Raw genomic sequence first — 12,601 nt, 5'->3', positions numbered from 1 at the left:
GCCAAAAAAGGCAGCAAAAGCGAGTATTTGTTGAATGATTTCCGGTCTTTTCCGGCGGAGGATTTTTTTCTTTGGGCTGGGGGTGTCAATTTGTTTTGACAATCTAAAACCAAAGGGGGACAGTTGGGAGGAGCCGTCCGGACGCCATCCGCATGACTGATGCGTGGTGTCCGCCGGTTCAGGAGCCGGAAATGCAGCATGAAGTTCATCTGGGGTCGGCACATTTGGCCGAAGGCTCGCAGGGCGGTGTTTCGCGCTTTGCCGCCGAGGTCGTGGCGCGTCTCGTCGCACGGGAGGCTGCCGATGGCTCTGGAGTGCGGGAGGAGTTGCTGAGCAGGTTCGTGGCGGCGGTGTCGTCGCTGGACCCGCTGGTTTTCGAGGAACTGAAGCCTGAACTGCGTCGCGCGCGCGTATCTGCGGCCATGCTGGCGGATCAGTACATTCCCGAGGCGGCGCGGCGTCTGGGCCTGGCCTGGGAAACGGACAGCCTGAGCTTTGCGCAGGTGACCATGGGCGTGGCGCGGCTTCAGGCCGTGTTGCGCGAGATCGGCAGCAACTGGTCTGCGGATATGGCCGAGCCGGCCGACACAACGACCCTGCTTCTGATCCTGCCGCAGGGCGAGCAGCACACGCTGGGGGCCATGGTTCTTGCCGGGCGGCTGCGACGGATGGGAATTTCGGTTTCGGTTCAGATCGCGCCGAAACTGCCGGAACTTGCCGACTATGTTGCCGAACGCGCATTTGATGGTGCGCTTATCTCTATCGCCTGCGAAGACAGGCTTGAAACTTGCCGGAAACTTGTGAAAACGCTTAAGGAAGCAAGTAATGGCGGTCTGAGGGTGGCCATCGGCGGTGCTTTGGCCGGGGCTGATGAAAACGTAATGCGGTTGACCGGTGCCGATGTGGTGACGAATGACATTGTGCTTGCCCTGGAAGGGATGGGCGTGATGTCAGGAATGTTGCCGGAACTGGAAACGAGTTAACCCTTTTTCGAGGTCGCGAAAGCCAAAAGCGGCCGAGGATCGGAAAGAGTGTGACGACCGACGGAAGACATTTGCTGAATGGCGGGAAGTTGCCGCTGATCGCGCCGGATCTCTTGAGTGAGATCATTGCGACGGCATCCGACATTGCCCTTCTGGTGTCGCCTGCGCGACGGATCATTTCGGTCCTTGTAAACCCGCATCACCGCAGCTTTGGCCAGTTGACGGATTGGGAGGGGGCGCATCTGAAGGATGTGCTGGCGCCCGAGAGCCTGAAGAAGCTGGATGCGCGGATCACCGGCATGAATGGTGCGCGGCATGGGAATATCGCGGTCGAGTTGAACCATTCCGACCAGTCCAATTGGGAGTTTCCGGTCCGCTATTCGCTGCACCGGATCGGATCGGACGACTCGATCCTGATGCTTGGCCGCGATCTGCGGCCGATTGCGGAAGTGCAGCAGCAGCTTGTTCAGGCGCAGCTTGCGCTGGAACGGGATTATGAGACGCAGCGCGAGATGGACACGCGCTATCGCGTGGTCATGGAGGTGATGCGCGATCCGGTTCTGATTGTGTCGATGTCTTCGGGGCGGATCACGGATATCAACCCGGCTGCGGCGCAGCTTCTGGGCGGGCAGCGGGCCGATCTGATCGGCGTGGCGGTGGCGCAGGAATTCGAGGGGCGGCGGCGCGGCGAGTTCCTGGAAAGCCTGGCCAATATGGCGGTTGCCGAAAGTTCGGCCCCCATCGAATTGACGGCGAAGCGGTCACAGAAGCGGGTTTTCATCACCCCGACCGTGTTCCGCGCTGCCGGTGAGCGCGTGCTGCTGTGCCAGATCGACACCTCCGAGGCCGGGATGGCCGCGACGGATGAGCTGGGCGACAGTCTGGCGCGGCTCTATCACGAGGGGGTTGATGGCATCGTCTTTGCCGATGGCGACGGCAATATCCGCGCCGCGAACGAAGCCTTCCTGAACCTGACGGATACCGCGAATATCGCGGCGGTGCGCGGGCGGTCGCTGACCGATTTCCTGGCGCGCGGGGCGGTGGACCTGCGGGTGCTGTTGGACAATGTGAAGCGCACGGGGCAGTTGCGGCTTTATGCGACGCGGCTGACGACCGATTTCATGGGGCAGATCGCGGTGGAGATTTCCGCGACCTGGCTGAATGACCGGCCCAATCCGATCCTTGCGCTTGTGGTGCGGGATGCGAGCCGGGCCGATACGCTGCGCCGCCCGATCGGGCAGCCCGATGACGGGGTGCGCAATGTGATGGAACTGGTCGGGTCCAGCACCCTGAAGGACATCGTGGCGGAAACCACCGATGTGATCGAGAAGATGTGCATCGAGACGGCGCTGGAACTGACGCGGAACAACCGCGTTGCGGCGGCCGAGATGCTGAGCCTGTCGCGGCAGTCGCTGTATGTGAAGCTGCGCAAATACGGGCTTTTGAACAAGGACGGCGAATAGGGCCGTTTCCCGCCACGGGAAGGCAGAGATCGCTGAGATGGCGGGGCTGCGGCCTTGTTTTCCTTGCATCGTTCCCCCCCTCCTGATCGGCGTTCGCTGTCATTTTCTTCCCTTTGTTTTCGGTTGGATTTGACCTGTGTCAAGGCCGCGCGCGCAAAAACTGTCAACTTGAATTGACAGTGATGCGGAGGCCAAGATGCGGATCGTTTTCGTCCATCCGAACTATCATTCCGGCGGGGCCGAGATCGCGGGCAACTGGCCGCCGGCCTGGGTGGCCTATCTGACCGGCCATCTGCGGCGGGCGGGGTTTCAGGACATTCATTTCATCGACGCGATGACGCATCACATCGGGCCGGAGGAGTTGCGCGCTCGGTTCGCGGAGTTGCGCCCGGATGTGGTGGGCGTCACGGCGATCACGCCCGCGATCTATGAGGCGGAGGGCGTGCTGAAGATTGCCGAGGAGGTGGTGCCTTCGGCGCTGCGCGTGCTGGGCGGCATCCATGCCACTTTCATGTTCCGGCAGGTGCTGGAAGAGGCGCCCTGGGTGGATGTGATCGTGCGGGGGGAGGGGGAGGAAATCCTTGTCAACCTGATGGAGGCGGTGCGGGATGGGCGCTGGCCTGCGGATCGGCGCAGGATCAAGGGGCTGGCCTTCCGGGATGGGGAAGAGATCGTCGCGACGCAGGCGGCGAGCACGGTGAAGGATCTGGATGCGATTGACCCGGATTGGTCGATCCTTGACTGGTCGAAATACATCTATGTGCCGCTGGGGGTGAAGGTCGCGATCCCGAACATGGCGCGGGGCTGCCCCTTCACCTGTTCCTTCTGTTCGCAATGGAAGTTCTGGCGGGATTACCGGGTGCGCGATCCGAAGAAGGTGGCGGATGAGATCGAGCGGCTGGTGACGGATCACGGGGTGGGGTTCTTCATCCTTGCCGATGAGGAGCCCACCATCAACAAGAAGAAATTCGTGGAATTCTGTCAGGAGCTGATCGACCGGGGGCTGAACAAGCGGGTGACCTGGGGGATCAATACGCGGGTGACGGATATCTACCGCGACCGGGACCTGTTGAAGTTCTACCGCGAGGCGGGGCTGGTGCATGTGTCGCTTGGCACCGAGGCGGCGGCGCAGTTGAAGCTGGACATGTTCAACAAGGAGACCACGGTCGCCGAGAACAAGGAGGCGATCCGCCTGCTTCGCGAGGCGGATATCTTCGTCGAGGCGCAGTTCATCGTGGGGCTGGACAACGAGACGAAGGAGACGCTGGAGGAAACCTTCCAGATGGCCTGGGATTGGCAGCCGGACCTTGCCAATTGGTCGATGTACACGCCCTGGCCCTTTACCCCGCTGTTTCAGGAAATCCGGGATCAGGTGGAGGTCTTCGACTTCTCGAAATACAATTTCGTCACGCCGATCATGAAGCCTGCCGCGCTGACGCGGGGGGAATTGCTGGACGGGGTGATGAAGAATTACCGCCGCTTCTACATGCGGAAGGCGCTGTTCCATTATCCGTGGCGGGGGACGGGGTTCCGGCGGCGCTATTTGCTGGGTTGCCTGAAGGCGTTTCTGAAGGCCGGGGTGGGGCGGACCTTCTATGACCTTGGCAAGGCGGGCTATTGGGGGCCGCAGACCAAGGGGAAGGTGGATTTCCATTTCGACGAGACGCGGACCATTGCGGATGCCCAGATGGCGGATTGGGAGGCGTCTGCGGACAGGGCGGCCAAGGCGGCGGAGCGGCGGGCGGCGGTGAAGGCGCAGATGGCCGAGCGTGCGGAAGAGCGGCGGGCCTTCAAGATGCCCGAGGTTGCGGCCTGCGGTGGCGGCAAGGAGCAGATGGACGAGGAGGCGTGAGGTGGACGGCGGCTTTGCCCCGGTCGCGGCGGCCGAGGCGCGGATCGGGCCGAATGCGATCACGCAACTGGTGGCCGTTCTGGACCGGGTGGAGGGGCGGGCCTTCCGCGATCAGGTGATGGCGGCGGCGGTGGTGGCGGTGCCAGACCCGGCGCTGGGCATGATCCCCGAGGGTGACGCCGCGGCGGTGCATCTGGCGCTGCGCATGGCGGTGCCGGAGCGGGCGGAGGGGCTGTTGCGCCTCGCGGGGCTGGCGACGGGGAGTTACATCCTGAAGCATCGTATCCCGAGGGGGGCGCAATGGGTGATCCGGGCGCTGCCCGCGCCTTTGGGGGCGCGGCTTCTGGCGGGGGCGATTGCGCGGCATAGCTGGACCTTTGCAGGGTCGGGGGCGTTCCGCATCGCGGGGTGGACGCCGCTGACCTTCGAGGTGGCGGGCAATCCGCTGGCGGCGGGGCTGCGGGCGGATCATGCCGCCTGCCACTGGCATGCGGCGGTGTTCGAGCGGCTGTTCGCGCGGCTGGTCTGGAAAGGATGCGTGGTGCGGGAGGTGGCCTGCGTGGCGGCGGGGGACGGGCTGTGCCGCTTTGAAGTGCTGCCCCATGCCTGACGCTCGCGCGGGATGGCGGGCGGAGGATTTTGAGTATTTGGGCCAAGATGAAGGGCGTGTGTCAGAAAAAGTTGACACATGCGGCGTCAGGACACTTGCCCGACTCTTCAATGTACTATGTAGTTGACGCATGACTGTCAGCATTTCCATACAGCCTCGTCGCCTTCCCGAACCGCGCGCCATGCTGCGGCTGATCAAGCCGATCACATGGTTTCCGCCGATCTGGGCCTATCTCTGCGGGTCCGTCTCGGCCGGGGTGCCGCTGGCGGGCAATTGGGGGATGGTCCTTCTGGGCATGGTTCTGGCGGGGCCGATCGTCTGCGGGATGTCGCAAGCCGCGAATGACTGGTGCGACCGGCATGTGGATGCGGTGAACGAGCCGGATCGCCCGATCCCGTCGGGGCGGATACCGGGGCGCTGGGGGCTGTATATCGCCTTGGCGATGACCGTGCTGTCGCTTTGGGTCGGGTCGCTGTTGGGGACCTGGGGGTTCTGGGCGACGGTGGCGGGTGTCGTGGCGGCCTGGGCCTATAGCGCGGAGCCGGTGCGGCTGAAGCGGTCGGGCTGGTGGGGGCCGGGGCTGGTGGGGCTGTCCTATGAGGGGCTGCCCTGGTTCACCGGGGCGGCAGTCCTGTTGCAGGCGGCGCCGCGGTTCGAGGTCGTGGTGATCGCGGGCCTTTATGCCTTTGGTGCGCATGGGATCATGACGCTGAATGATTTCAAGGCGCTGGAGGGGGATCGGCAGCACGGCGTGCGGTCGCTGCCTGTGGTGCTGGGGCCGGAGGTCGCGGCCAAGATCGCCTGCACGGTGATGGGCATGGCGCAGGCGCTGGTGATCCCGCTGCTGGTCCTGTGGGGCAAGCCCTTGCATGCGGCTGGCGTGCTGGCGGTGCTGGTGGTGCAGGTCGCCGCGATGCGGGTGCTGTTCCGTGATCCGAAGGGCAAGGCGCCCTGGTATAACGGGACGGGCGTGGTGCTCTATGTCACCGGCATGATGATTTCGGCCTTTGCGCTGCGGGGGCTGGCATGAAGCTGGGCTGGTTCCAGATCACCCGGCTGGGACTGGTGCAGATGTGTCTGGGCGCGGTGGTGGTGCTGACCACATCGACGCTGAACCGGCTGATGGTGGTGGAACTGGCGCTGCCGGCGGTGCTGCCGGGGCTGCTGGTGGCCTTGCATTACGGGATACAGATCACGCGGCCCAATTGGGGGTTCCGATCGGACACCAGGGGGAACCGGACGACCTTCATCATCGGGGGGATGGCGGCGCTGTCGCTTGGGGCCTTTCTGGCGGCGGTGGCGGTGGTGCTGTTCCCGGCGGGCTTTGCCCTTGGTCTGGCGCTTTCGGTTGTCGCTTATGCGCTGATCGGGGTGGGGGTCGGGGCGTCGGGGACGTCGCTCTTGGCGCTGCTGGCGACGGCGACGGAGCCGCGGCGGCGGGCGGCGGCGGCGACGATCACCTGGCTGATGATGATCCTTGGCATCGCGGTGACGGCGGGGACGGTGGGCGCGCTGCTGGACCCCTATACGCCTGCGCTGCTGTTGGAGATCGTGGGCGTGGTGACCCTCGGCGCGGTGATCCTGACGGTGCTGGCCGTCTGGGGGATCGAGCGGCGCGTGGTGGCGGAGCGGGCGGCAGAGACGCTGCCCTTCCGGGAGGGGATGGCCGAGGTCTGGGCCGAGCGGAAGGCGCGGGTCTTTACCCTGTTCATCTTCCTGTCGATGACCGCCTATTTCATGCAGGAACTGATCCTTGAGCCCTATGCGGGGCTGGTCTTCGGTTTCGCGCCGGGGGAGAGCACGCAGCTTTCGGGCGCGCAGAATGGCGGCGTGTTCGTGGGCATGCTGCTGGTGGGGATCGCGGCGACGGGGCTGCGGCTTGGCACGTTGCGGATGTGGGTGACGGGGGGCTGCGTCGGATCGGCGCTGTCCCTGATCGCGGTGGCGGGCCTTGGGCAGACGGGGGGCGCGCTGGTGCCCGCGGTGGTGGCCCTGGGCTTTTTCAACGGGATGTTCGCTGTGGCGGCCATCGGGTCGATGATGGCTTTGGCCGGGCAGGGGCGGGATGCGCGGGAAGGCACGCGCATGGGCCTTTGGGGCGCGGCGCAGGCTTTGGCGGCGGGGTTCGGCGGGCTGGTCGGTGCGGCTGCGGCGGATGCGCTGCGCTTGGTGATGCCGGTTCAGGATGCCTTTGGCGCGGTCTTTCTGGCCGAAGCGGGTTTGTTTGTGATCGCGGCGCTGATCGCGCTGCGGGTGATCGAAGGGCGGGGCGGTCAGCGCCTGCCCGATGCGCAACTGATACCGGGGGAGTGACCCATGGGATATGATGTCTTCGTGGTGGGTGGCGGGCCTTCGGGCGCGACGGCGGCCGAGGATCTGGCGCGGGCCGGGAAGAGCGTGGCGCTGCTGGACCGGGCGGGGCGGATCAAGCCTTGCGGCGGGGCGATCCCGCCGCGGGCGATCAAGGATTTCGAGATCGACGATGCGCAGATCGTGGCCAAGATCACCACGGCGCGGATGATTTCGCCCACGGGGCGGATGGTCGATATCCCGATCGAGAATGGTTACGTGGGCATGGTGGACCGCGAGCATTTCGACGAATACCTGCGCGTCCGGGCGGGCAAGGCGGGGGCAGAGCGGCTGACCGGCACCTTCCTGCGGGTGGAGCGGGACGCGGGCGGCACCCATGTCATCTGGCGCGACAAGGCCACGGGCGAGGAGCGGCGGTCGGCGACGAAGATCGTGATCGGGGCGGATGGCGCGCGGTCGGTGGTGGCGCGGGCAGAGGTGCCGGGCGGGAGCACGATCCCCTATGTCATCGCCTATCACGAGATCATCAAGGCGCCCGAACCTTCGCCCGACTATGACCCCGACCGCTGCGACGTGATCTATGACGGGCGGATCAGCCCCGATTTCTATGGCTGGGTCTTTCCGCATGGCGGGCAGGCGAGTGTGGGCATGGGCACCGGCCTTGATGGCGTGGACCTGAAGAAGGCCACGGCGGATCTGCGCGCGGCCTCGGGTCTGACGGAATGCGAGACGATCCGGAAGGAGGGCGCGCCGATCCCGCTGAAGCCCCTGGACCGCTGGGACAATGGGCGGGATGTGGTGCTGGCGGGGGATGCGGCGGGGGTGGTGGCGCCATCCTCGGGCGAGGGCATCTTCTATGCGATGGCCGGGGGGCGGGTGGCCGCCACGGCGGCGCAGGCGGTGCTGGCCTCGGGCAAGGCGTCGGACCTGCGGATCGCGCGGAAACTGTTCATGCGGGAGCATGGGACGGTATTCCGGGTCTTGCGGTCGATGCAGGATGCCTATTATCGCAGCGACGAGCGGCGCGAGAGGTTTGTCAGCCTCTGCCATGATGTGGATGTGCAGAAGCTGACCTTCGAGGCCTATATGAACAAGAAGCTGGTGAAGGCGCGGCCCATGGCCCATGTGAAGATCGGGATCAAGAACATGGCGCATCTGTTGCGGCTCGTCTCGCCGGTCTGGACCTGAGGTCATGGCGATGCTGGCCCCCACGGCTTCGGCCCTTGAAGAGAACATTCCCGCCTGGGTCGATGGGCGTCTTGCGCCCGTGGGCAAGATGGAGGTGCATCTGAAGGGGCTGCGGCACAAGGCCGTGTCCGTCTTCGTGATGCAGGGGCGGCGCGTGCTGATCCAGCAGCGGGCCTTGACGAAATACCATACGCCCGGGCTTTGGGCGAATACCTGCTGCACCCATCCGCGCTGGGACGAGGACCCCGCCGCCTGCGCAGTGCGCCGGTTGCGCGAGGAATTGGGGATCGAAGGGCTGTTTCCCGCCTTTGCCGACCGGGTGGAGTATCGCGCGGATGTCGGTGGCGGCATGGTCGAGCATGAGCTGGTGGATATCTTCGTGGCCGAGGCCGGGCCTGGCCTGACGGTGGTGCCCAATCCCGAAGAGGTGGCGGCGGTGCGCTGGGTCGATCTGTATGACCTGTCGGCAGAGGTGTTGCGGAACCCGGAGCGGTTCACGCCCTGGCTGCGCATCTATCTGGACGGCCATATGGACCGTATCTTCGGCAGTCTGGTCGCCGGGCGCTGACCCCGCCTTGCGAGGCTGGCGCGACGGGCTTGCGGGGCAGGACGGTCAGTCCTGACGCAGATCGGCGAGGAATGGCAGGAGGGGGGCGGCGACGGCCTCGGCTGCCTCTTCATGGACGAGATGGCCATGGTCGGGCAGTTCCACATAGGTGGCGGCGGGCATGTGATGGGCCGCGTCGCGCGAAATGCGGGCCGGGACGGCGAGGTCGCCTGCCGAGGCGATGAGCAGGGTGGGCGTGGCGATGGTGGGAAGCTGTCGCATCAGATCCTCCAGCCGCCATTGCGCCATCATGCCGAGCGTGCCATCGACATGGGCCGGGTCGCGGACCAGTGTCAGATATTGCGCCTGCCCCGTGGCATCGAGCGGGGAGCCGGTGGCGGTGAGGAGTTTGGCGACGGTTGCCGGGTTTCCCCAGAGCTTTGCCACCACATGCGGGATGAAGGGGGTGACCGCGAGGACGCGGGCGAGAAGGGGGAACATCACCCCCGCCGCGCCGTCGAAGGTGCCAAGGGCGGCATTGATGCCGACGATGCCCTTCGGTGCCAGGATCGGGGCAAGGCGCAGGGCGAGCGCCGCCCCGGCGGAATGGCCGATGATGGCATGGGGGGCGATGTCCAGCGTCTGGCAGAGCGTGGCCATGTCTTCGGCCATCGCGTCGATGCCATAGCGGCTGCGCGCGCCGGAGCGGGTGAAGCCCTGGCCCGGCAGATCGGGGACGATGACGCGGTAATGCGGTGAGAGGAGCGGGATGAGGTTGCGGAAGCTGTGGCCCGCGCCCCCCGCGCCATGCAGCAGGAGGAGAGGCGGGCCGTCGCCCGTGTCGATGACGCACCAGTCATGCGGGCGCGCGGTGACGCGGCGGGTCTGATCGCGGAATGGCCAGTCGGGCGGCATGCGGTCCGGGGGCATGCTGGGCGAGGGCCTGCGGGGGGCGGTCATGTCAGCTTTCCAGTGCTTCGCCCAGAACCGAGGACAAGCGGCGCGCATCGGCGCGGGGGAGGGCGAGGTAGGGGGCATCCATGATCTGGGCGAGCGTGCGCAGCGCGGGCTGCGGGCGGTTGGCCACGTCGATCACGAGGGCGGGGGTGGCGGAAAGGCGTATCTGGCGGGCGAGGAGGGTGGCCTCTGCCTCGGCCCTTGGGCGGTCGGCGGTGCCGTCGAGGGCGATGTTGCCGCGCCCGTCGGTGAGGATGGCGATGGTGGGGGTCAGGCCGCGCTGTTTCGCCTGTGCCGCCGTCGCCAGCGCCAGTTGCAGGCCGGAGGCGAGGGGGGTGCCGCCGCCGCCGGGGACGCCCGCTAGGCGGCGTTTGGTCTGCACGAGCGAGCGGGTGGGGGGAAGGAGAAGTTCCGCCGCATGGCCCCGGAAGGCGAGGAGGGAGACGTGGTCGCGGCGGGCATAGGCCTGGGCGAGGAGGAGTTCGATGGCACCTTTGGCTTCGGCCAGGCGAGCGAAGGCGGCGGAGCCGGAGGCATCGACGGCGAAGATCAGCACGCGGTCGGAGGTTTCGCGGAAGCGTTTCAGCCGGATATCGGCGGCGCGGACCAGAAGGGCGGCGTCGCGGCCGGGCGTCTGGGCGCGGCGGAGCGGTTGCCACGGGGCGGCGGCGCGCAGGGTGGCGACAAGGTCGATGCGCGCGCCGGGGGTGAGGCGTCCGGGGCGCGAGGGCAGAGGGCGGCCACGGCGGTTGCCGCCCCGTTCTGCCCCGGTGCCGCCTGCGGATTTGGCGGCGCGGGCAGCGCGGCCGGCGGCCAGTGCCTCCAGCAGGTCGCGGGGGAGGGCGGCGAGGGCGGCTTCGACCAGCATTTCTTCGGGGATCGACTGGCTTTGGTCTTCGGATTGGGCTTCGCCCTGATCGGGGTTCGGATCGGGGGGCGGCGGTTCGTCGGGTGGGGCCTCGGCCTGATCGGGCAGGGGCGTGGCGCGGTGGCCATAGACGAGGGTGGCGGCGGCGGCGAGGTCGGCTTCGGTGACGGTGTCCTGTCCCGCCCATGCGGCATGGGCGCGGGCGGTGGCGGCGGCCAGAAGCGGCGCGCGGAGCGACGGGATGCCCAGTTCGGCGGCGGCGCGGGTGAGGGCGTCCAGGTGATCGGGCGTCAGGGCGAGCCGGGGCAGGCGCGCGCGGGCCTCGGCAAGGCGTTGCGGATCAAGGGAAATGTCGCGGCTTTCCGACAGGGAGATGTCGGTCAGGTCGAGGAAGAGCGCCAGACGGTCGGCAAGGGCGGGGGCGAGGGTTTCGTCTGCCTCGGCTCCTTCGTCCAGCGCGATGAGGGCATGGGCGGGGCTGTCCAGCGCCGTGGCAAGGCGGGCCGCAAGGCCCGGTGGGCAGCGTTCGGCCATGGTCAGGATCAGGGCGGCGGGTTGGGCGAGAAGGCCTGCCTGCATCACGGGCTGCCCGGTGGCCAGCGTGGCCGCAAGGTCCAGCCCGCCGAAAAGCGCGTCATCCGCGATGGTGGGGTGCAGGCGTCGCCGGGGCAGGGGCAGGGCGTCGAGGCCCGCCGTCACCCGGTCACGCACCGGGCCCGCGCGGGCGCGCAGCCAAAGGCCGCGCAGCCCGCCCGGATCGAGGGCGAGACAGGCGAGCGCGGTTTCGACCCGGCTCCAGGGATCCTCCGTGGTCAGGGCAGAACCTCCGCCACGGCGCGGATGACGCGGGTGGTCGATCCGGCCTCGTCCAGTGGATCGCGGCGCAGGCGGTGCGAGAGGCACATGGGGGCGACGGCCTTGAGATGGAGGCGACCGACGGCATCGTCGCCTTCGAAGGCGGCCAGCGCCCGGGCGGCGCGCAGGAGGGTGAGTTCGCCGCGCAACCCGTCTGATCCGATGGCGATGCAGAGGCTGGCGCAATCATGCAGGACGGTGTTGGGCGTGCTGATCTTCGGCAGCGCCGCGCGGGCGGCGAGGATGCGGTCGCGGAGCGCGGCATCCTGCGGGCGCCAGGTTTCCATGAAGGCCCCGTAATGCGACTCGTAGCTGTCGCGGCGGCGGATCACCTCGACCCGTGTTTCCACGTCGCGGGGGGAGGTGACTTCGACGGAAAAGCCGAAACGATCAAGCAGTTGGGGGCGAAGCTCGCCCTCCTCGGGGTTGCCGGAGCCCACGAGGACGAAGCGGGCGGGGTGGCGGATGGAGAGGCCTTCGCGTTCCACCACATTCTCGCCGGACTGGGCCACGTCGAGGAGGAGATCGACGATGTGATCCTCCAGCAGGTTGACCTCGTCGATATAGAGATAGCCGCGATTGGCGCGGGCGAGGAGGCCGGGTTCGAAGGCCTTTTCGCCCCGCGTCAGGGCGCGTTCGATGTCGAGCGCGCCGACGACGCGGTCTTCGGTCACGCCGAGGGGCAGGTCCACGACGGGGGTGGGCTTGGTGATGATCCGGCCCGTTGCGCCCTGCGCCCAGTCGGGCACCTGCGCGGGGGTGGCGGAGTTGACGGGGCAGCCTTCGACGGCCTCGATTTCCGGCAGGAGGGCGGCGAGGGCGCGGACGGCGGTGGATTTGCCCGTGCCGCGATCACCGAAGACGAGGACGCCGCCGATGGCGGGATCGACCGCCGTCAGGACCATGGCCTGTTTCATCGCCTCTTGCCCGACGATGGCGGAGAAGGGGAAGGGTTGCTTCATGTTCTT

General features: G+C 67.1%; 11 protein-coding genes. 8 read left to right on the top strand and 3 right to left on the bottom strand.

Translation table 11 applies throughout. The annotated features are described in order from the left end of the window. The first annotated feature begins 191 nt into the window (after positions 1-191). From C0V75_RS10710 to idi, 8 genes are all read left to right on the top strand, one after another. Positions 192-983 (top strand): B12-binding domain-containing protein, encoded by a 792-nt coding sequence (locus tag C0V75_RS10710; RefSeq protein WP_101920937.1) that lies wholly within the window; start codon positions 192-194, stop codon positions 981-983. A gap of 71 nt (positions 984-1,054) precedes the next feature. Then, positions 1,055-2,446 (top strand): transcriptional regulator PpsR, encoded by a 1,392-nt coding sequence (gene ppsR / locus C0V75_RS10705; protein ID WP_101920936.1) that lies wholly within the window; start codon positions 1,055-1,057, stop codon positions 2,444-2,446. A gap of 196 nt (positions 2,447-2,642) precedes the next feature. Further along, positions 2,643-4,298, top strand: coding sequence for a magnesium-protoporphyrin IX monomethyl ester anaerobic oxidative cyclase (bchE, locus tag C0V75_RS10700; RefSeq protein WP_101920935.1), 1,656 nt, complete (start codon positions 2,643-2,645; stop codon positions 4,296-4,298). Between the two features lies 1 nt (position 4,299). Next, positions 4,300-4,908, top strand: coding sequence for a bacteriochlorophyll 4-vinyl reductase (gene bchJ / locus C0V75_RS10695; RefSeq protein ID WP_101920934.1), 609 nt, complete (start codon positions 4,300-4,302; stop codon positions 4,906-4,908). A gap of 130 nt (positions 4,909-5,038) precedes the next feature. Beyond that, positions 5,039-5,938: a chlorophyll synthase ChlG gene (chlG, locus tag C0V75_RS10690; protein ID WP_101920933.1), complete on the top strand. Its 900-nt coding sequence runs from the start codon at positions 5,039-5,041 to the stop codon at positions 5,936-5,938. Beyond that, the gene (locus C0V75_RS10685) at positions 5,935-7,221 is read left to right on the top strand and encodes a BCD family MFS transporter (RefSeq protein ID WP_101920932.1); all 1,287 of its coding nucleotides are present in this window, start codon (positions 5,935-5,937) and stop codon (positions 7,219-7,221) included. Before chlG ends, C0V75_RS10685 begins: the two co-directional genes overlap by 4 nt. Before the next feature lie 3 nt (positions 7,222-7,224). Further along, complete coding sequence (locus C0V75_RS10680) at positions 7,225-8,406, top strand: geranylgeranyl diphosphate reductase (RefSeq protein ID WP_101920931.1); 1,182 nt, start codon at positions 7,225-7,227, stop codon at positions 8,404-8,406. A 4-nt stretch (positions 8,407-8,410) separates the two neighbouring features. After that, on the top strand, positions 8,411-8,974 hold the full coding sequence (gene idi / locus C0V75_RS10675) for an isopentenyl-diphosphate Delta-isomerase (RefSeq protein WP_254216440.1): 564 nt from the start codon (positions 8,411-8,413) through the stop codon (positions 8,972-8,974). Between the two features lie 45 nt (positions 8,975-9,019). On the opposite strand, the gene bchO is transcribed toward idi, so the two are convergent. Genes bchO through bchI form a run of 3 tightly spaced genes read right to left on the bottom strand, consistent with a single transcriptional unit; the run spans position 9,020 to position 12,595 of the window. Next, positions 9,020-9,883: an alpha/beta fold hydrolase BchO gene (gene bchO, locus C0V75_RS10670; protein ID WP_101921279.1), complete on the bottom strand. Its 864-nt coding sequence runs from the start codon at positions 9,881-9,883 to the stop codon at positions 9,020-9,022. A gap of 31 nt (positions 9,884-9,914) precedes the next feature. Then, positions 9,915-11,594 (bottom strand): magnesium chelatase subunit D, encoded by a 1,680-nt coding sequence (locus C0V75_RS10665; RefSeq protein ID WP_101921278.1) that lies wholly within the window; start codon positions 11,592-11,594, stop codon positions 9,915-9,917. Then, positions 11,591-12,595 (bottom strand): magnesium chelatase ATPase subunit I, encoded by a 1,005-nt coding sequence (bchI, locus tag C0V75_RS10660; RefSeq protein ID WP_101920930.1) that lies wholly within the window; start codon positions 12,593-12,595, stop codon positions 11,591-11,593. The genes C0V75_RS10665 and bchI overlap by 4 nt, the downstream gene beginning before the upstream one ends. Positions 12,596-12,601 lie beyond the last annotated feature (6 nt).

Source organism: Tabrizicola sp. TH137 (assembly GCF_002855575.1).
Lineage (GTDB): Bacteria > Pseudomonadota > Alphaproteobacteria > Rhodobacterales > Rhodobacteraceae > Paragemmobacter.
Note: the sequence above shows the minus strand (reverse complement) of the source record. Positions and strands in the feature narration are given on the sequence as shown.

What these genes read in the sequence shown, in the direction of transcription:
- C0V75_RS10710 (WP_101920937.1), top strand. Translation starts at nt 192, where the DNA reads ATGCAGCATGAAGTTCATCTGGGGTCGGCACATTTGGCCGAAGGCTCG.
- bchE (WP_101920935.1), top strand. Translation starts at nt 2,643, where the DNA reads ATGCGGATCGTTTTCGTCCATCCGAACTATCATTCCGGCGGGGCCGAG.
- chlG (WP_101920933.1), top strand. Translation starts at nt 5,039, where the DNA reads ATGACTGTCAGCATTTCCATACAGCCTCGTCGCCTTCCCGAACCGCGC.
- C0V75_RS10685 (WP_101920932.1), top strand. Translation starts at nt 5,935, where the DNA reads ATGAAGCTGGGCTGGTTCCAGATCACCCGGCTGGGACTGGTGCAGATG.
- C0V75_RS10680 (WP_101920931.1), top strand. Translation starts at nt 7,225, where the DNA reads ATGGGATATGATGTCTTCGTGGTGGGTGGCGGGCCTTCGGGCGCGACG.
- idi (WP_254216440.1), top strand. Translation starts at nt 8,411, where the DNA reads ATGGCGATGCTGGCCCCCACGGCTTCGGCCCTTGAAGAGAACATTCCC.
- bchO (WP_101921279.1), bottom strand. Translation starts at nt 9,883, where the DNA reads ATGCCCCCGGACCGCATGCCGCCCGACTGGCCATTCCGCGATCAGACC.
- bchI (WP_101920930.1), bottom strand. Translation starts at nt 12,595, where the DNA reads ATGAAGCAACCCTTCCCCTTCTCCGCCATCGTCGGGCAAGAGGCGATG.